The organism is Ralstonia sp. RL (assembly GCF_001683835.1).
Taxonomy (GTDB): domain Bacteria; phylum Pseudomonadota; class Gammaproteobacteria; order Burkholderiales; family Burkholderiaceae; genus Ralstonia; species Ralstonia mannitolilytica.
Map to the genome: position 1 here is coordinate 31,191 of NZ_LWRX01000148.1, position 19,069 is coordinate 50,259.

The 19,069-nt window shown below is 66.3% G+C and carries 13 protein-coding genes; 10 read left to right on the plus strand and 3 right to left on the minus strand.

Annotation, left to right across the window (positions count from 1 at the left end; genetic code table 11):
* Positions 1–167: 167 nt before the first annotated feature.
* The 5 genes from smc (at position 168) to A6M56_RS13860 (ending at position 9,078) form a co-directional block, all read left to right on the plus strand.
* Complete coding sequence (gene smc / locus A6M56_RS13840; RefSeq protein WP_102079765.1) at positions 168–3,683, plus strand: chromosome segregation protein SMC; 3,516 nt, start codon at positions 168–170, stop codon at positions 3,681–3,683.
* Complete coding sequence (locus A6M56_RS13845; protein WP_045786742.1) at positions 3,684–4,907, plus strand: cell division protein ZipA C-terminal FtsZ-binding domain-containing protein; 1,224 nt, start codon at positions 3,684–3,686, stop codon at positions 4,905–4,907. It begins immediately after the preceding gene.
* A gap of 12 nt (positions 4,908–4,919) precedes the next feature.
* On the plus strand, positions 4,920–7,358 hold the full coding sequence (gene ligA / locus A6M56_RS13850; RefSeq protein ID WP_286758190.1) for an NAD-dependent DNA ligase LigA: 2,439 nt from the start codon (positions 4,920–4,922) through the stop codon (positions 7,356–7,358).
* Positions 7,355–7,888, plus strand: a complete 534-nt coding sequence (gene def / locus A6M56_RS13855; RefSeq protein ID WP_045786744.1) for a peptide deformylase — start codon at positions 7,355–7,357, stop codon at positions 7,886–7,888. The genes ligA and def overlap by 4 nt, the downstream gene beginning before the upstream one ends.
* Positions 7,889–7,956: 68 nt before the next feature.
* On the plus strand, positions 7,957–9,078 hold the full coding sequence (locus A6M56_RS13860) for an alpha/beta fold hydrolase (RefSeq protein WP_062739149.1): 1,122 nt from the start codon (positions 7,957–7,959) through the stop codon (positions 9,076–9,078).
* A gap of 61 nt (positions 9,079–9,139) precedes the next feature.
* Here A6M56_RS13860 and A6M56_RS13865 read toward each other — a convergent pair whose 3' ends face one another.
* From A6M56_RS13865 to map, 3 genes are all read right to left on the minus strand, one after another.
* Positions 9,140–10,798, minus strand: coding sequence for a pseudouridine synthase (locus tag A6M56_RS13865; protein ID WP_045786746.1), 1,659 nt, complete (start codon positions 10,796–10,798; stop codon positions 9,140–9,142).
* Between the two features lie 18 nt (positions 10,799–10,816).
* Complete coding sequence (locus A6M56_RS13870) at positions 10,817–13,399, minus strand: [protein-PII] uridylyltransferase (protein ID WP_102079767.1); 2,583 nt, start codon at positions 13,397–13,399, stop codon at positions 10,817–10,819.
* 96 nt (positions 13,400–13,495) lie between these two features.
* Positions 13,496–14,320 carry a type I methionyl aminopeptidase gene (gene map, locus A6M56_RS13875; protein ID WP_045786748.1) on the minus strand — a complete coding sequence of 275 codons (825 nt, stop codon included), beginning with the start codon at positions 14,318–14,320 and terminating at the stop codon, positions 13,496–13,498.
* 303 nt (positions 14,321–14,623) lie between these two features.
* Here map and rpsB point away from each other — a divergent pair, with 303 nt between their 5' ends.
* From rpsB to uppS, 5 genes are all read left to right on the plus strand, one after another.
* Complete coding sequence (rpsB, locus tag A6M56_RS13880; protein WP_045786749.1) at positions 14,624–15,367, plus strand: 30S ribosomal protein S2; 744 nt, start codon at positions 14,624–14,626, stop codon at positions 15,365–15,367.
* Between the two features lie 256 nt (positions 15,368–15,623).
* Entirely contained in the window at positions 15,624–16,514 is an 891-nt protein-coding gene (gene tsf / locus A6M56_RS13885) for a translation elongation factor Ts (RefSeq protein WP_062739152.1), read from the plus strand.
* A gap of 281 nt (positions 16,515–16,795) precedes the next feature.
* On the plus strand, positions 16,796–17,506 hold the full coding sequence (gene pyrH / locus A6M56_RS13890) for a UMP kinase (RefSeq protein WP_045786751.1): 711 nt from the start codon (positions 16,796–16,798) through the stop codon (positions 17,504–17,506).
* Between the two features lie 171 nt (positions 17,507–17,677).
* Positions 17,678–18,238 carry a ribosome recycling factor gene (gene frr / locus A6M56_RS13895; RefSeq protein ID WP_045786752.1) on the plus strand — a complete coding sequence of 187 codons (561 nt, stop codon included), beginning with the start codon at positions 17,678–17,680 and terminating at the stop codon, positions 18,236–18,238.
* Between the two features lie 52 nt (positions 18,239–18,290).
* Positions 18,291–19,067 (plus strand): polyprenyl diphosphate synthase, encoded by a 777-nt coding sequence (gene uppS, locus A6M56_RS13900; RefSeq protein ID WP_045786753.1) that lies wholly within the window; start codon positions 18,291–18,293, stop codon positions 19,065–19,067.
* The last annotated feature ends 2 nt before the right edge of the window (positions 19,068–19,069 follow it).

Consider the following 19,069-nt stretch of genomic DNA (forward strand, 5'->3'; position numbering starts at 1 on the left):
GCGATTCGGTTGGCTGGACGGAGGGGAGCGAATGGTATGATGGCGCCATCCGCGCCCCTGGCGCGTGCCGTGTCATCCCGCCTCGTACGGCGCTTATGTGATGACGGCGGCGCGTGTCTCGGGCGCCCGCTTTATCACCCTTACTGATCCCTTCGAGACGACTCAACGTGCGCCTCTCTTCGATCAAGCTCGCAGGCTTCAAGTCTTTCGTCGATCCGACCAATTTCCATGTTCCGGGCCAGCTTGTCGGCATCGTCGGCCCGAACGGTTGCGGTAAATCCAACATCATCGACGCCGTGCGCTGGGTGCTCGGTGAATCACGCGCCGCGGAACTGCGCGGCGAGTCGATGCAGGACGTCATCTTCAATGGCTCCACGCAGCGCAAGCCGGCCGGCCGGGCCAGCGTCGAACTCGTGTTCGACAACGCGGAAGGCCGCGCCGCCGGCCAGTGGAGCCAGTACGCCGAGATCGCCGTCAAGCGTGTGCTGAGCCGCGACGGCACCTCTTCGTACTTCATCAACAACCAGCCGGTGCGCCGCCGCGACATCCAGGACATCTTCCTTGGCACGGGCCTGGGCCCGCGCGCGTACGCCATCATCGGGCAGGGGATGATCTCGCGCATCATCGAGGCCAAGCCCGACGACATGCGCATCTTCCTGGAAGAAGCCGCGGGCGTGTCCAAGTACAAGGAGCGCCGCCGCGAAACCGAAAACCGCCTGTCGGACACGCGCGAGAACCTCACCCGTGTGGAAGACATCCTGCGCGAGCTCGGCACCAACCTCGAAAAGCTCGAAGGCCAGGCCGAGGTGGCGCAGCGCTTCCAGGCACTCCAGGCGGAAGGCGAAGAGAAGCAGCACCTGCTGTGGCTGCTGCGCAAGCGTGAAGCGCAAGGCGAGCAGGAACGCCACCAGCGTGCGATCCAGCAGGCGCAGATCGATCTGGATGCGCAGACCGCGCAGCTGCGCCACATCGAGGCCGAACTCGAAACGATGCGCGCCGCACACTATGCGTCGTCCGACGCCATGCACGCGGCTCAGGGCGCGCTGTACGAGGCCAACGCCGAGGTCAGCCGCCTGGAGGCCGAGATCCGCTACGTGGTGGAATCGCGCAACCGTATCCAGCAGCAGATCGCCACGCTCACCGCGCAGCAGGAGCAATGGCACACGCAGGGCGAGCAGGCGCAGGCCGATCTCGCGGCCGCCGAAGAAGAACTGGCGATGGCCGAAGAGCGCGCCGCCCAGGCCGCCGAGGAGGTCGCCCGCAAGTCCGACGAGCTGCCGGCCCTCGAAGCGCAGTGGCGCGACGCGCAGGCCGCCCTGAACGACCAGCGTGCGGCGATCCTGCAGTCCGAACAGGCGCTCAAGCTGGAGGCCGCGCATCAGCGCAATGCCGACCAGGCCCTGCAGCAGCTCGAACAGCGCCGCGAACGCCTCACCCAGGAAGCCAGCGGCCTTGATAAGCCCGACGACACGCAGCTCGAAGCGCTGCGTGCCGAACTTGCGGAGCAGGAAGAGATCCTCGCCGAAGCGCAGGCCGCGCTCGAAGACGCCGAGACGAAACTGCCGCAACTCGACGAGGCTCGCCGCGCCGCGCAAGACCGCGTGCAATCGGAAGCCGCTGCCATTGCCAATCTCGAAGCCCGCCTTGCCGCGCTCCGGCAGTTGCAGGAAAACGTGCAGACCGACGGCAAGGTCCAGCCGTGGCTGGCCAGGCACGAGCTGAGCGAGTTGCCGCGCTTCTGGAAGAAGCTGCAGATCGAACAGGGCTGGGAGCCTGCGCTCGAGGCCGTGCTGCGTGAGAAGCTCGGCGCACTGGAGGTGTCGAACCTCGACTGGATCAGGGCGTTTGCCGCCGACGCCCCGCCCGCCAAGCTCGCCTTCTATACGCCGCCGGCTGCTGCCGTGCCGGCCGAGGCGCCCGCCGGGCTGCGTCCGCTGATGTCGCTCGTGCAGGTGACCGAACCGGGCATCCGCGCCGTGCTGCAAGACTGGCTGGCCGACGTCTACATCGCCGACGACATGCAGGCTGCGTTGAACGCGCGGCAAACGCTGCCCGAGGGTGGCACGTTTGTCGTCAAGGCCGGGCATCTGATCGGTCGATCGTCGGTGCAGCTGTACGCGCCCGATTCCGAGCAGGCCGGCATGCTGGCCCGCGCGCAGGAAATCGAAAACCTGCAGAAGCAGGTGCGTGCGCAGATGCTGCTGGCCGACGAAGCCAAGAGCGCGGCGGTGCGCGCCGAAGCCGCCTACACCCAGGCCAGCCAGACGCTCACCCAGGTGCGCGCCCGCGCCGAGCAGGCCACGCGCCGCGTGCACGTGCTCCAGATGGACGTGCTCAAGCTCTCGCAAGCCATGGAGCGCTACAACGCCCGCAGCGGCCAGATCGACAGCGAGCTCGAAGAGATCCGTGCGCAGATCGAAGAGCAGCGCGCCATCCGTGCCGAATCCGAGGCGACCTTCGAGCAGCACGACGCGGCGCTCGCCGACATGCAGGCCCGTTTCGAAGACAGCCAGCAGGCATTCGAAGCGCTGGAAGCGCGCCTGGGCGACGCCCGCAATGCGCTGCGTGAGCTGGAGCGCGGCGCCCAGGAGGCGCACTTTGCCGAGCGCAACCTGCAGAACCGCATCGCAGAGTTGAAGCGCAACATCCAGGTGGCGAACGACCAGGCGCAGCAGATCGTTCTCACGCTGGAAAATGCACGCGCCGAACTCGAAACGATCAACGAGCAGACCGCCCACACCGGCCTGCAGGAAGCGCTGGAGCGCCGCGCCGAGAAGGAAGAAAAGCTCACGATCGCGCGTACGGAGCTCGATGCGCTGTCGGCGCAACTGCGCGCCTTCGATGAGCAGCGCCTGACCGCCGAGCGTGCCCAGCAGCCGCTGCGCGACCGCATCACCGAGCTGCAATTGAAGGAACAGGCCGCACGCCTGAACCAGGAGCAGTTCTCGGAGCAGCTCGCCGCTGCCAATGTGGACGAAGCGGCGCTGGCCGAACGCCTCACGGGTGACCTCAAGCCGTCCTACCTGCAAGGCGAGGTCACGCGCATCAACAACGCGATCAACGCGCTGGGGCCGGTCAACATGGCTGCGCTGGAAGAACTCGCGGCGGCGCGCGAGCGCAAGGGCTTCCTCGATGCGCAGTCGGCAGATCTGACCGACGCCATCAATACGCTGGAAGACGCCATCCGCAAGATCGACCAGGAAACCCGCGCGCTGCTGCAAGGCACGTTCGACCAGGTCAACCATCACTTTGGCGAGCTGTTCCCGACGCTGTTCGGCGGCGGCCAGGCCAAGCTGATCATGACAGGCGAGGAGATTCTCGACGCGGGCGTCCAGGTGATGGCGCAGCCCCCGGGCAAGAAGAATTCGACCATTCACCTGCTCTCGGGCGGCGAGAAGGCGCTGACCGCCATTGCGCTGGTGTTTGCCATGTTCCAGCTGAACCCGGCGCCGTTCTGTCTGCTTGATGAGGTGGATGCGCCGCTGGACGACGCCAACACCGAGCGCTACGCCAACATGGTCAAGCGCATGTCGGACAAGACCCAATTCGTTTTTATTTCCCACAACAAGATTGCGATGGAAATGGCGCAACAGCTCATCGGTGTGACCATGCAGGAGCAGGGCGTGTCCCGGATCGTGGCGGTGGATATGGACGCCGCACTGACGATGGCGGAGGCCGCTTAAATGCAAGACAACAACCTCGTGATGGCACTGCTGGGCGCTGGCATTGTGTTCGTGCTGGTGATCGTGGCCTACAACCAGTGGCAGATCCGCAAGGCGCGTCGTCCGGAGGCGTACCAGCCGCCCGTTGACGAACCGCCGCGTACCGACGGCTGGACGGAACGCCAGGAGCCCGGCCTCGCCGCCGACCGTGACGACATCGGCCGTGTCGAGCCCCGCCTCGAGCCGGGCTTTGCGCCGCAGCCGCACGCGCATGCGACCGGCAGCGCCGAGACCGAAGCCGGCGTGATCGGCGCCGAACTCGCGCCGTCGGAGGAGCAGGCTGCGCTCGAAACCGTGCCGGCCGGCGACAGCAGCGAGCCGGCGGAACTCGCACCGGGTTCGCTGGAGCCGGCCAGCGGTGTGATCGACCCGCTCATCGATTGCATCGTGCCGCTGCACCCGGAGCGCGAGGTGTCGGGCGACCGGCTGCTGCCTGCACTGGCCAAGCTGCGCCGCGCCGGCACGAAGCAGATCCACGTGGAAGGCCTGAACCCCGCCGCCAACGCATGGGAAGCCATCCGCGCCGGGCAGCGCTACCTCGACGTGCAGGTGGCCGTGCAGCTGGCCAATCGCACGGGCCCGCTGAATGCGCTGGAGTTCTCCGAGTTCATCAACGCGATCGACCCGCTGGCTGAGGCAGCCGATGCCGTGCCGGAGCTGCCGGACATGAACGAGACGATCGCCAACGCGCGCGAGCTCGATGCGTTCGCAGCCGAATGCGACGTCCAGCTTGGCGTGAGCGTGATCTCCGACGGCGCACCGTGGTCGGCCGCCTACGTGCAGACGGTGGCCACGCAGGACGGTCTCGTGCTGTCGCGCGACGGCACGCGCTTCACCCGCTTCCACGCAGGCGCCAACGGCGTCCAGCGCGCGCTGTTCACGCTGCAATTCGGCGACACCAATTTCCTGCGCGACGACCTGACCGTCAAGGCAGGCCGCCAGATCACGTTGCTGCTGGACGTGCCGCTGGCCGAGGAGGCGTCCAAGCCCTTCAAGCTCGTCTGCGAATACGCTTACACCCTGTCGCAGCGCATGGGTGCGCAGGTCGTGGATGACAACCTGCGCCCGCTGACGGAGCAGTCGTTCGTCGCCATTCAGAAGCACTTGCGCGTGCTGTACGACAAGCTCGAATCGCGCGGCATTCCGGCCGGCTCCAGCACGGCGGTGCGCCTGTTCAGCCACTGACGGAACCCCACGATGAGCAAGACCGCAGAACCCGCGTCCGGAGCGACACCCGAGGCGCGGGCGGCCTGGCTGCGCGCCACGCTGAACCGGTACGCCCACGAGTACTACGTGCTCGATCAGCCCAGCGTGCCGGACGCCGAATACGACCGGCTCTACCGCGAACTGGAGGCGCTGGAAGCCGAACATCCCGAACTGAGGACGCCGGACTCGCCCACGCTGCGCGTCGGCGGGGCGATCCTGCCCGAGTTCGCACCGGTGCGACACGTGGTGCCGATGCTGTCGATCCGCACCGAAACGGATACCACGGCCAATGGTGCCCGCGCGTTCGATGCCAGCGTGCGCCGTGAACTGGGCCTCGATGCATCCGACCCGCCCGTCGAATACGCCGCCGAGCTGAAGTTTGACGGCCTCGCCATCAGCCTGCGCTACGAGCGCGGCTACCTGGTGCAGGCCGCCACGCGCGGCGACGGCACCACGGGGGAAGACGTCACGCAGAACATCCGCACGATCCGCCAGATTCCGCTCGGCCTTTCCGCCGTTGGCGGCGTGGTGCCGGAGGTGCTGGAAGTGCGCGGCGAGGTCTACATGCGCCGCGACGACTTCGAAAAGCTCAACGCCCGCCAGCGCGAGCGCGGCGAGAAGACCTTCGTCAACCCGCGCAATACCGCAGCAGGGGCCGTGCGGCAGCTCGACCCGAAGATGGCTGCGGAGCGCCCGCTGTCGTTCTTCGCCTATGGCCTGGGCGAAGTGGCCGGCTGGAAGGACATGCCCGACACGCATTCCGGCGTGCTCGACGCGCTGCAGGATTTCGGCTTTCCCGTCAGCAAGGAGCGCGCGGCCGTGAAGGGCGGCGAAGGGCTGGTGGAGTTTCACGCCGCCATTGGCGCCAAGCGGGACAGCCTGCCGTTCGACATCGACGGTGTGGTCTACAAGGTCAACGCGCTCGCGCTGCAGCGTGAACTGGGCTTCCGCACACGCGAGCCGCGCTGGGCGGTGGCGCACAAGTATCCGGCGCAGGAGGCGCTGACCACGGTGGAGTCGATCGGCGTGCAGGTCGGCCGCACGGGCGCCATCACGCCGGTGGCGCGCCTTGTGCCGGTGTTCGTCGGCGGCGTGACGGTGACCAACGCGACGCTGCACAACGAAGACGAAGTCCGCCGCAAGGATGTGCGCGTGGGCGACACCGTGATCGTGCGCCGCGCCGGCGACGTCATCCCCGAAGTGGTGAGCGTGGTGCTCGAGCGCCGCCCGATGGAAGATGTGCCGGGCACGGACCTGTTCAACGCGGAACAGCGCGCCAAGTATCCGCCGTTCGAGCTGCCGAAGACGTGTCCGGTGTGCGGCTCGCACGTGGTGCGCGAAGCGGGCGAAGCGGTGGCGCGCTGCTCGGGCGGCCTGTTCTGCTCGGCGCAGCGCAAGGAGGCCATCCGCCATTTTGCCGGCCGCCGCATGATGGACATCGAAGGCCTGGGCGAGCGCTACATCGACAACCTCGTCGAGCTCGACTACGTACACGGCATTGCCGACCTGTACAAGCTCACGCTCGACGATTTCCTCGAAATGAAGCGCCGCGCCGAAGAGCGCGATGGTGTCACGCCCGAGACCGTCGCCGCCGGCAAGATCGCCACCAAATGGGCTGAGAACCTGCTCGAAGGCATCCAGGCCAGCAAGACGCCGCCGCTGGCGCGCTTCCTGTTTGCGCTCGGCATTCGCCACGTGGGCGAATCGACCGCCAAGACCCTCGCCGACTGGCTCGGCAGCCTGGACGTGATCCGCCGCGCGCCGGCGCCGCTCCTGCTTGCGCTGCCCGACGTGGGCGGCACCGTGGCCGAGGCCATCGCCGATTTCTTTGCCGAGTCGAAGAACCAGCAGGCCCTGGATGCACTGCTGGAGGCGGGCGTATCGCCGCAGGGTGAACATGCGCCCAACCCCAAGCTGCGCGACAAGCTCGAAGCGGCAGCGCTGTACGCCACGCTCGGCGTGCCCAAGCTGACGGCCACCCGCGCCAGGCAACTGGCCGCGGCCGTGCCGACACTGGGGCAACTCGCAAGCGCTGATGCGGGGCAACTCGCCGGTCTGCCGGCGGACGTGTCCGCATCGCTGCTCGAATGGCTGGACGCACACGACCATCGCGCGCAGTTGGCCAGGCTCGATGCGCTGCGCGAAGAGCTGCTTGCCGCCATGCCGGCCGAGGCCGCCGAGGAGGGCGTGCTCTCCGGCAAGACTGTCGTGCTGACGGGTACGCTGCCCCACCTGACGCGCGAAGAAGCCAAGGCCATGCTCGAGGCCGCAGGGGCCAAGGTCTCGGGTTCGGTGTCGAAGAAAACCGACTACGTGGTCGCCGGTGAAGAGGCCGGCAGCAAGCTCGCCAAGGCCGAAGAGCTCGGCGTGAAGGTTCTGAACGAAGCGGGTATGCTCGCGCTGTTGAACAATCCGGGAGACGAGGCGTGATCCGAAACATTCTGAAGATGGGCGACAGCCGTCTGCTGCGCGTCGCCAAGCCGGTCGAGCGTTTTCACACGCCGGAGCTGACTGCGCTGATCGAGGACATGTTCGACACCATGGACGCGGCGCGCGGTGCCGGGCTGGCCGCGCCGCAGATCGGCGTGGACCTGCAGGTCGTCATCTTCGGGTTCGATCGCAACGAGCGTTATCCGGATGCGCCGGCGGTGCCCAAGACGGTGCTCATCAACCCGAAGCTCGAGCCGCTTTCCGACGAGATGGAAGACGGCTGGGAGGGCTGCCTCTCGGTACCCGGCCTGCGCGGCGTCGTGCCGCGCTACACGCGCCTGCGCTATACCGGTTTCGACCAGCACGGCCACACCATCGACCGCATTGCCGAAGGCTTCCACGCCCGCGTCGTACAGCACGAGTGCGACCACCTCCAGGGCGTGCTGTACCCCATGCGCGTGAAGGATTTCACCCGCTTCGGCTTTACGGAAGTGCTGTTCCCTGAATTGCCCGCCAACCACGACGACTGAGATTGCGGCGGCGGGGTGCCTTCACCCGCGTTGGCGGCGTGGGCAAGTCCATCCACCACCGAGACGATATGGAGCGCATCGTGTTCAAGCAGTGGCGCAGCCTTGTGCTGTGCGTGGCGGCGATGGCCGCGTTGGGCCTGGCGGGCTGCGCCGGTCCGCAAGCATCCGAGACGACGCCCGCCGCGCCCGCCGCCGAGCCGCCGCAAGGGCCGGCCTGGCAGCGCGTGCATCTGGGCAGCGGCGCCGATGGCTACGACTTTCCCGTCTATGCGAACCATCCGCTCGATGGCGATCTGAAGGGCATCCGTGAAGTCGTTTTCGTGCAGCACGGCCTGCAGCGCAACGGCAACGATTACTACGTCGCCGGCGCCGAGCTGCTCAAGAACAGCGGCCGCAATCCCGATGAAGTCCTGCTGATCGCCCCGAATTTTCCGGGCACGCCGGACACCGGCAAGGGTTTTGACGGCATGCCGGTGTGGTCCGTCGACGGCTGGATCGGCGGCTTCAACGCCACCAATGCTCCGTACACCGGCCTAAGCTCGCTCCAGGTGCTGGATGACCTGATCGCCTACATCACCGACCCGACGCGGGCGCCCAACGTGAAGCGCGTGACCGTGGCGGGGCACTCGGGCGGCGGCCAGATCGTGCAGCGTTATGCTGTGCTCAACAACGTGGACGAAGGCATTCGCAAGCGCGGCATCGACCTGCGCTACGTGGTGGCCAACCCGTCGTCGTATCTGTATTTCACGCCCGAGCGCCCGCGGGGAAAGGGCTTTGGACGTTACGACACCAGCGTGTGCCCCGATTACGATCACTACAAATACGGCATGGTCGACATGGTGCCGTACGCAGCCGGCAAAAGCGGGCGGATGCTGTTCAACCGATATGCCCAGCGCCGCGTGACCTACCTGGTCGGCACGAACGACAACGACCCGAACCACCGCGTGCTCGACAAGGCGTGCGGCGCTGAAGCCGAGGGGCCGACGCGGCTGGACCGGGCGCGCAACTACTGGCGCTACGAGCGCCATCTCGCAGGCCGCAAGCGCGTCAACCATCAGGCGCATGAAGTGGTGGGCGTGGGGCACGACCAGGCCAGGATGTTCGGCTCGCGCTGCGGGGCGCAGGCGGTCTTCGGCATGCCGTCATCGACCAATGCAACCGGAGCGGCCTGTCGCGCGCCACGGTTGTGACGCGGATGTAAAAAAACCGGTCGACGCAGGCGCGCTGACCGGTTTTTCATGGGCGCGATGTTCAGAACTTCTCGAACGGCCCCAGGAAGCGCCACTGGCCGACGGGCAGGTCGCCCAGCACGATGCGCCCCATGCGGATGCGCTTGAGGCCCACGACCTCCAGCCCCACCTGTTCACACATGCGGCGGATCTGGCGCTTCTTGCCTTCGCGCAGCACGAAACGCAATTGCTCTTCGTTCTGCCAGCTTACCTTGGCAGGCTTCAGTGGCTCGCCATCGAGCGAGAGCCCGAAGCGCAGCTTCTCCAGCAGCTCTTCGGGGAACACCTTGGAGATATCGCGCTCGACCCGGCCTTGCGGTGAGTTCCACACCACGCGCACGAGGTATTCCTTCTCGACCGTCGAATCCTCCCCGATCAGATGACGTGCGATGCGGCCGTCCTGCGTCAACACCAGCAGGCCCGTCGAGTCGATGTCCAGGCGCCCGGCCGGCGCCAGCGCCTTGCGCTGCCACGGTGCGAAGCGCTTGCGCGTCGGGTCCTGCTCCCACTGGTTCTCCGGCACAAACAGCGCGGCGGCCGGCTGATAGCCGTCTTCCGCCTGGCCCGATACATAGCCGACCGGCTTGTGCAGCAGCACCGTCACGCGCTCGCCCTGTTCGGACCGCGCTGCCTGGTGGATCTCGATGATCGCATCCGGGCGCACGCGCGAGCCCAGCTCGGTGACGGGCTGGCCGTCCACCAGCACCCAGCCGCGCGGGATCCACTCGTCCGCCTCGCGCCGTGAGCACAGGCCCAGTTCGGACATGCGCTTGGACAGGCGAACCAGGCCGCTGTCCTCCGCCTGGCGCGCCGGCCGCTGCGGCTGCGCCTCGACAGGGTGCGGCGCGCGCGCTTCGCGCTCGGGGCGCGGCGGACGTGCCGGGCGATCTTCGAAGCGGCGCGGCGGGCGATTGTTGTCGAACCGGCGCGGGGCGCGCTCGTCGCCGTAGCGCCGGGGTGGGCGCTGTTCGTCGTCGTAGCGGCGAGGCGGGCGCTCATCGTCAAAGCGCCTCGGGGCCGGGCGTTGGTCGTCGCCATAGCGGCGCGGCGGCCGGTTTTCGTCGAACCGGCGCGGCGGACGTTGCTCATCGCTGAACCGGCGCGGCGGACGCTGATCGCCCTCGCGGCGCTGGCCGCGTTGATCGTCGCCGTAGCGGCGTGGGCGCTCGTCGTCGAAGCGGCGAGGCGGACGTTCGTCATCAAACCGGCGCGGGGGGCGCTCGTTGTCGAATCGACGCGGCGCGCGCTGGTCTTCACCGAACTTGCGCGGTGGGCGCGCATCGTCGAATCGGCGAGGCGGGCGGTCTTCGAACCGGCGTGGCGGGTGTTGCTCGTCGCTGAACCGGCGCGGTGGGCGTTCGTCGTCAAAGCGGCGCGGCGGGCGGTCAGCCTGCATTCGGCGCGGCTGCGCTTCGCGCGTCTGGACGTCGTCGCGGCGCGGCTTGCGCGGCGGCTTGCCCGTACCGTCTTCCGGCTTGGGGCGGCGTTGCGAGGGGCGCAGCGGCAGGCGGTCGCGGTTCAGGTCGGACGCGCGCAGCGGCTTGCCCGTGCTGCGTACGGGGTTGCCTGCGTCGTCGCGGCGCACACCCAAGGTCGCCCGTTTGCCCGGGCGCGTGGCGCGTTGGGTGGGGTCGGCGCGGCGCTTGTCGTCGCCCGGAAAATCGTCGGAATCGGTCGTCATGAATCAAAACCCTGGCGCTCAGATGGCGAGCGCATCGAGCAGCTCGCTTTCGAGTTCAAGCTGCAGTTTGTTGTCCTGCGTCAGGCGGGTGCCGTCGACGAGGAAGATGTCTTCCACACGTTCGCCAAGCGTGTTGATGCGAGCGGATTGCACCGACACGCGATGCCGTGCCAGCACGCGCGCAATGGCATACAGCAGGCCCGTGCGGTCGGTGGCGGAGATGGAAAGCAGGTAGTACTGGCCGCGCTCGTCGGGGCGCAGGTCCACGCGCGGCTTGATCGGGAAGCTGCGCGACTGGCGCGAGATGCGGCCGCGCGGCGGCTCCGGCAGTGCAGCCTCGAGCGCGATCTGCTCCGCGAGTTCGTGCTCGACGAGCGTGATGATGTCGCGGTAGTGGCCGGGCTCCACCAGGCCCGTGCCGGGGTCGGCCACCTGGAACGTGTCGAGCGCGTAGCCGTGGTGGGTGGTGTGGATCTTCGCATCGAGAATCGTCAGCCCTTTGCGCTCGAAGTACCCGCAGATGCGTGCGAAGAGGTCGGGCCGGTCAGGCGAGTACACCGCCACCTGCAACCCGACGCCGGCCGGCGAAATGCGCGCCCGCACGATCGGGATGGTGGTGTCGACGCGGTTGTAGAAGTGCCGCGTGAACCAGGCGATGTCGCGCGCGTCATGGCGCAGGAATACGCCCACATCGAGTTGCTTCCACAGCGCCTCATGCGCGGTGTCGTCCAGCGCCGCGAGCCGCAGCAGGGCGCGCGCTTCTTCCTTGCGGCCCTCGAGCACGGCGTGCGGGTCGGTGGTGGCGCCGCCCAGTACGCGCAGCGTCATGCGGTAGAGGTCTTCCAGCAGCTTGCCCTTCCAGGCGTTCCACACCTTGGGGCTGGTGCCGCGAATGTCGGCCACCGTCAGCAGATACAGCGCGGTCAGGCGCCGCTCCGTGCCAACCAGGTCGGCAAAGCGGCGGATGACTTCCGGGTCGCCGAGGTCCTGCTTCTGCGCCACCTGGCTCATCGTCAGGTGGTGTTCGACCAGCCAGACGATGAGGTCGGCGTCTTCCTTGGCGATGCCGTGCTCCTTGCAGAAGCGCCGCGCGTCGGACATGCCCAGCACGGAGTGATCTCCGCCGCGGCCCTTTGCAATGTCGTGGAACAACGCAGCGATGGTCAGCACCCACGGCTTGTCGAAATTCGCCATCAACTGGCTGCAGAACGGGAACTCGTGCGTATGCTCGACAATGGCAAAGCGCCGGATGTTGCGCACCACCATCAGGATGTGCTGGTCGACCGTGTAGACGTGAAACAGGTCGTGCTGCATCTGCCCGACAATGCGGCGGAAGTTCACCAGGTAGCGGCCAAGCACGCTCGTCTGGTTCATCAGCCGCAGCGCATGCGTGATGCCCTGCGGCTGTTGCAGGATCGACAGGAAGAGCGCGCGGTTGGCCGGGTCCTTGCGCCACTTGGCGTCCATCAGCGTGCGGGCGTTGTACAGCGCGCGCAGCGTGTTGGCGGCCAGGCCCTTGATGCCGCGCACCTGCTCATACAGCAGGAACGTTTCCAGAATGGCCGTCGGCTCACGTTGGTACAGATCCGGGTCGGCGATCTCGAGCATGCCTTGCCGCTCGACAAAGCGCTCGTTGATCGTGCGCGTGATATCGAGCTCGCTTGGAAACAGCCGTGCCTCGATGTTCTGCAGCACCACGGTGTTGAGTTGCGTGACGGCCTTGGCGACCCAGTAATAGCGGCGCATGAGCTGTTCGCTGGCCCGCTTGGCGGTGGTCGGCCGGTAGCCGAAGGACTCCGCCAGTTGCGTCTGCAGGTCGAACACGAGCACGTCCTGGCGGCGCCCGGCCAGCAGATGCAGCCGCGCCCGCACGGTCTTGAGCAGGCGCTCGTTGGCGGCCAGTTCCTGCGCTTCGCGGCGCGTGAGCAGGCCGTTGCTCAGCAGCTCGCTCCAGCTGGAGCCGAAACCTGCGGCACGCGTCATCCACAGGATCACCTGCAGATCGCGCAGGCCGCCCGGGCTTTCCTTGCAGTTCGGCTCGAGCGAATACGGCGTGTCCTGATACTTGGCGTGCCGCTGGCGCATCTCCAGCAGCTTCGACTGGAAGAAATCCGCCGCGTCAAGGTGACCCTGGTAGTGCGTCTCGAACGTGCGGTACAGGCCTTCGTCGCCGGTCAGCAAGCGCGCTTCCAGCAGCGACGTGCGCACCGTCACGTCTTGCTCGGCTTCCTTGATGCATTCGTCGACCGTGCGCACCGAAGAGCCGATGTCGAGCCCCATGTCCCAGCAGCGCCCGATGAAGGCCTCCAGGCTTGCTTCCAGCGCCTTGTCGGCGGCATGCGGGAGCAGCAGCAGAATGTCGACGTCGGAATGCGGAAACAGCTCACCCCGCCCATAGCCGCCCACCGCGATCAGGGCGCAGTCGGACGGCATGTCGGCCTGCTGCCAGAGCTGCATGAGGGTGCGGTCCACCGCCCTGGCAAGGCGGGTGACGAGCTGCTGCACATTGGCGTGCTGGTCGAACTGCGCGAACAGGTGCGCGCGTTCGGCCTTCAGGGCGTCGCGCGGTGACGTTTCGGCAGGAACGGCGGCAGTGTGCATGAATGGAGCGGGAATGAAACAGCGACCGGCGTGACTGGCCGGTCGCTGTGAAAAAAAAGATGGGCGCGGCCCCTGCGGCGCGCCTGCCGTGTGAGATCAGGCCGCGGCCGGAGCGCTTTCGCGGACGAACTCGGGCGGCGGCGGCGTCAGCGCCGACACCGTCAGCACTTCATAACCGGTGTCCGTCACGAGCACCGTGTGTTCCCATTGGGCCGACAGGCTGCGGTCGCGCGTCTTGACGGTCCACTGGTCGGGCATCGTGCGGATATCGCGCTTGCCGGCGTTGATCATCGGCTCGATCGTGAAGATCATGCCGGCCTTGAGCTCCATGCCGGTGCCCGGACGGCCGTAATGCAGGATCTGCGGATCTTCATGGAACACCTTGCCGATGCCGTGCCCGCAGTATTCGCGCACGACGCTGTAGCCGGCGGCTTCCGCATGCTGCTGGATCACGTGTCCGATGTCGCCGAGGCGCGCGCCGGGGCGCACGGCGGCGATCCCCTTCCACATGCACTCGAAGGTCACCTGTGTCAGGCGCTTCGCCAGGATCGAGCCTTCGCCGACGATGAAGGTGCGGCTGGTGTCGCCGTAATAGCCTTCCTTGGTGATGACCGTGATGTCGAGGTTGACGATGTCGCCGTTCCTGAGCACCTTGTCGCCAGGAATGCCATGGCAGATGACGTCATTGACCGACGTGCAGATCGAGGCGGGGAAGGGCGGGTAGCCCGGCGGCGCATAGTTCAACGGGGCGGGCACGGTGCCTTGCACGTCACGCATGTAGGCATGGCACAGCTCGTCCAGTTTGCCCGTGGTCACACCCGGCTTGACGAACGGCGTGATGTAGTCCAGGACTTCGGAGGCAAGCCGGCAGGCCACGCGCATGTGCGCGATGTCTTCGGCGGTGTGGAGGGTAACGGCCATGCTGTGACTCTTTCTGCACGCAAACGCGCGGGCGCTGCGTCGTTGCTAAAAGGCCGATTATCGCACCAAAGCGGCCCGGACGGGGTTTTCCGGGGGGCGGGGCGAGCTTCCGCCTGTTCGCTGCAAGTGCGCGGAAGGTGTTGAGTCGATTGGGTTTTTGTCGCTATAATCGCAGGCTAAGCAGTTGCCGGCCATGTGGTTGGCGGCGCTTGAAATCGCGAGCCGCTTCACCGCGGGTGTTTCTCGTACCGCATGCGAGAGATGTCTGAGGCGGCTTCAGACCTAACCCGACTGGAGAATTTCATGTCCGTGACCATGCGCGAAATGCTGGAAGCCGGTGTCCACTTTGGCCACCAGACCCGCTTCTGGAACCCCAAGATGGCCCCCTTCATCTTCGGCCATCGCAACAAGATTCACATCATCAACCTCGAAAAGACGCTGCCGATGTACCTGGACGCACTGAAGTACGTGCGCCAACTGGCAGCCAACCGGGGCACCATCCTGTTCGTCGGCACGAAGCGCCAGTCGCGTGAGATCCTGGCTGAGGAAGCCGCTCGTGCAGGCATGCCGTACGTCGACAGCCGCTGGCTCGGCGGCATGCTGACCAACTTCAAGACGGTCAAGACCTCCATCAAGCGCCTGAAGGACATGGAAGCCGCCAAGGAAGCCGGCGCGCTGGACACCATGAGCAAGAAGGAAGCGCTGATGTTCGAGCGCGAAATGGACAAGCTGGAAAAGTCCATCGGCGGCATCAAGGACATGGGCGGCATTCCGGACGCCATCTTCGTGGTGGACGTCGGTTATCACAAGATTGCCGTGACCGAAGCTGCCAAGCTGGGCATTCCGGTGATTGGCGTGGTTGATACGAACCACTCGCCGGAAGGCATCGACTACGTCATCCCGGGTAACGACGACTCGAGCAAGGCTGTTGCACTGTACGTGCGCGGCGTGGCCGACGCGATCCTGGAAGGCCGTGCCAACGCGGTGCAGGAAGTGGTGGAAGCGGCTCGCGGCGGCGACGACTTCGTCGAAGTCCAGGAAGGCTAAAACACAAGAAGGCGCGCGCCCGTGCGTGATCGCGCGGGACGCACGCCAGGCCATGCCGGTGAGGCGGTACCCCACCGAAATCGATGGCCAAACAGGGGCGCGTAACGAACGCCCCTTTTTTTTGAATTTGTCATGCGGATGACCCGCCCGCGTCGTATTGGGTGGTGCGTCCGATGGAAACCGGACGGCAGGACGGCGCAACGCGAGGATGAAACCGCGCGCGACCGGACGACGATCTGAAACAAGGAGCATGAGAATGGCGGCAATTACCGCAAGCATGGTGGCAGAACTGCGCGCGAAGACCGACGCGCCGATGATGGAATGCAAGAAGGCCCTGACCGAAGCCGAAGGCAACATGGAAAAGGCCGAAGAGATCCTGCGCGTGAAGCTCGGCAACAAGGCTGGCAAGGCCGCCTCGCGTATCACGGCTGAAGGCGTGGTGGCCGCAGCCGTCGAAGGCACGACCGGCGCGCTGGTCGAGATCAACTGCGAAACCGACTTCGTCTCGAAGAACGATTCGTTCCTGGCCTTCGCCAACTCGGTCGCCGCACTGATTGCCAAGAACAACCCGGCTGACGTTGCGGCTGTCGGCGCGCTGCCGCTGTCGCAGGACGGCTTCGGCCCGACGGTGGAAGACGTGCGCGTGGGCCTGATCGGCAAGATCGGCGAGAACATGACGATCCGCCGCTTCCAGCGCTTCGAGGGTTCGAAGCTCGCTTCGTACCTGCACGGCACCCGCATCGGCGTGATGGTGGCCTTCGAAGGCGACGACGTGGCCGCCAAGGACGTGGCGATGCACGCGGCGGCCATGAAGCCGGTGGCACTGTCGTCGAACGACGTGCCGGCTGAGCTGATCGCCAAGGAGCGCAGCATTGCCGAGCAGAAGGCTGCCGAGTCCGGCAAGCCGGCCGAAATCGTTGCCAAGATGGTGGAAGGCAGCGTGCAGAAGTACCTGAAGGAAGTCTCGCTGCTGAATCAGCCGTTCGTGAAGAACGACAAGCAGACCGTGGAGCAGATGCTCAAGGCTGCCAACACGACCGTGAAGAGCTTCACGCTGTATGTGGTGGGCGAGGGCATCGAGAAGAAGCAGGACGACTTCGCTGCCGAAGTGGCTGCCCAGGTGGCGGCTGCCAAGCAACAGGCGTAATGCTGGTTCGATTGCTTCCGATGGCGAGTCGATCCGCCCTCCGGCGCTGGCCGGCAGGGCAACTTTTCTCCGTCGGCGCGATCGTATAATGCCGAGCAAACAGGGCACCGCAAGGTGCCCTGTTTGCAGGTGCAGCCTCCTTGCGCGGGCGTCGCCCGGGATTCCACCCGGACGGCTCCCCCGCAAGAAGGTTGCGGGATGCGCGAAGCCCGGCTTCGCCAATCGCAGCGTCGTTTCCCCCTTTCCTGTCTCCCGTCTCAGGAATCGTCACGAGGATCTCCATGCCTGCCTACAAGCGCGTTCTACTCAAACTTTCCGGCGAAGCCCTGATGGGCGACGATGCCTTCGGCATCAATCGCGGCACCATCGAAGGGATGGTCAACGACATCGCCGAAATCGTGAAGCTGGGCGTGCAGGTGGCAGTGGTGATCGGCGGCGGCAACATCTTTCGCGGTGTCGCGGGCGGCGCGGCCGGCATGGATCGCGCCACGGCCGATTACATGGGCATGCTGGCCACCATGATGAACGCGCTGGCGCTGCAGGATGCCATGCGCCACGCCAACCTCGAGGGGCGCGTGCAGTCGGCGCTGCGCCTGGACCAGGTGGTTGAGCCGTACATCCGCCCGCGCGCCATTCGCCAGCTGGAAGAGGGCAAGATCGTGATCTTCGCGGCGGGTACGGGCAACCCGTTCTTCACCACCGATACGGCGGCTGCGCTGCGCGGCTCGGAGATCGGCGCGGAAATCGTATTGAAGGCCACCAAGGTCGATGGCGTCTACACCGCGGATCCGAAGAAGGATCCAAGCGCCACCCGCTACACCACCATCAGCTTCGACGAGGCCATCTCGCGCAACCTGCAGGTGATGGATGCGACGGCATTCGCGTTGTGCCGCGATCAGAAGCTGCCCATCAAGGTGTTCTCGATCCAGAAGCCGGGCGCGCTCAAGCGCGTCATCATGGGCGAGGACGAGGGCACGCTCGTTCACGTCTAAGGCCGCCTCGCCCGCTGCCGCAAGCGTCTTTTTACCGTTCGCTGACGCCGCATCAATGGCGTTGGCGAGCGGCTTCCATGTAAAATCGCCTATTGTCTTTTCGGCCGTGCCGATGCCCTGTGTCGTGTCCCGGGGTGCGCATCTGGCCGGCCGTTATCGTTCGGAGGAAGTATGAGCGTCGCCGATATCAAGAAGAATACCGAGCAGAAAATGCAGAAGTCGATCGAGGCTCTGAAGGCGGATCTGGCCAAGATCCGCACGGGCCGCGCGCACACTGGCCTGCTCGATCACGTGCAGGTCGACTACTACGGCTCGATGGTGCCGATCAGCCAGGTCGCCAACGTGACGCTGGTGGACGCCCGTACGATCGGTGTGCAGCCGTGGGAAAAGAAGATGGTGCAAGTCGTGGAAAAGGCGATCCGTGAAGCGGACCTGGGCCTGAACCCGGCCACCATGGGCGACCTCATCCGCGTGCCGACGCCGCCGCTGACCGAAGAGCGCCGCAAGGAGTTGGCCAAGGTCGTCAAGGGCGAGGGCGAGGATGCCAAGGTCGCCGTGCGCAACCTGCGCCGCGATGCCAACGAGCAACTGAAGAAGCTCGTCAAGGACAAGGCCATCTCCGAGGACGACGAGCGTCGTGGCGGCGATGAGGTTCAGAAGCTGACCGACAAGTTCGTCGCCGAGATCGACAAGCTCGTCGCCGAGAAAGACAAGGAAATCATGACGGTGTAAGGCCGTCTCCCACTGCATGCGCACTGGGCGCGGGCGGCGGGAAATCCGATTCATGCATATCAGTTCCACACTGGCGGTACCCGATACCGCCGACACGCCTCGGCACGTGGCCATCATCATGGACGGCAACGGTCGTTGGGCGACCGAGCGTCATCTGCCGCGCGTCGCCGGGCACAGCCGCGGCCTCGAGGCCGTGCGCGCCACGGTGGAAGCCGCGGCCCGCCGCGGTGTCGGTTATCTCACGCTGTTCGCCTTCAGCTCCGAAAACTGGCGTCGCCCGGCTGAGGAAGTCACGTTCCTGATGAAGCTGTTCATGACGGCACTGCGCCGCGAAGTGAGCAAGCTACACGAAAACGGCATCCGCCTGCGCGTGGTCGGCGATCTGGCGGCGTTCAGCCCGCGTATCCAGTTGCTGATTCGCGAGGCCGAGGCCAAGACGGCCAACAACCCCGGCCTCACCGTGACGATCCTCGCCAATTACGGCGGGCGCTGGGACATTCTCCAGGCCATGCGCGCGTTGCTGGCCGCGCAGCCCGGCATTGCGCCCGAAGCGATCACCGAGGAAACGCTCGCGCCGTACATGGCACTCGCCTATGCACCGGAACCGGATCTCTTCATCCGCACGGGCGGGGAGCAGCGCATCAGCAACTTCCTGTTGTGGCAGTTGGCGTATTCCGAGCTGTACTTCACCGAGCGCTACTGGCCCGATTTCGATGCCGCCGAGCTTGACCGCGCCTTTGCGTGGTATCGCAACCGCGAGCGCCGTTTCGGCCGCACCAGCGCCCAACTCGAAACCGATGTCCCCCCCGCGCTGTCCGCCGGAGCCTGACA

What these genes read in the sequence shown, in the direction of transcription:
- A6M56_RS13845 (WP_045786742.1), top strand. Translation starts at nt 3,684, where the DNA reads ATGCAAGACAACAACCTCGTGATGGCACTGCTGGGCGCTGGCATTGTG.
- ligA (WP_286758190.1), top strand. Translation starts at nt 4,920, where the DNA reads ATGAGCAAGACCGCAGAACCCGCGTCCGGAGCGACACCCGAGGCGCGG.
- A6M56_RS13860 (WP_062739149.1), top strand. Translation starts at nt 7,957, where the DNA reads ATGGAGCGCATCGTGTTCAAGCAGTGGCGCAGCCTTGTGCTGTGCGTG.
- A6M56_RS13865 (WP_045786746.1), bottom strand. Translation starts at nt 10,798, where the DNA reads ATGACGACCGATTCCGACGATTTTCCGGGCGACGACAAGCGCCGCGCC.
- A6M56_RS13870 (WP_102079767.1), bottom strand. Translation starts at nt 13,399, where the DNA reads ATGCACACTGCCGCCGTTCCTGCCGAAACGTCACCGCGCGACGCCCTG.
- map (WP_045786748.1), bottom strand. Translation starts at nt 14,320, where the DNA reads ATGGCCGTTACCCTCCACACCGCCGAAGACATCGCGCACATGCGCGTG.
- rpsB (WP_045786749.1), top strand. Translation starts at nt 14,624, where the DNA reads ATGTCCGTGACCATGCGCGAAATGCTGGAAGCCGGTGTCCACTTTGGC.
- tsf (WP_062739152.1), top strand. Translation starts at nt 15,624, where the DNA reads ATGGCGGCAATTACCGCAAGCATGGTGGCAGAACTGCGCGCGAAGACC.
- pyrH (WP_045786751.1), top strand. Translation starts at nt 16,796, where the DNA reads ATGCCTGCCTACAAGCGCGTTCTACTCAAACTTTCCGGCGAAGCCCTG.
- frr (WP_045786752.1), top strand. Translation starts at nt 17,678, where the DNA reads ATGAGCGTCGCCGATATCAAGAAGAATACCGAGCAGAAAATGCAGAAG.
- uppS (WP_045786753.1), top strand. Translation starts at nt 18,291, where the DNA reads ATGCATATCAGTTCCACACTGGCGGTACCCGATACCGCCGACACGCCT.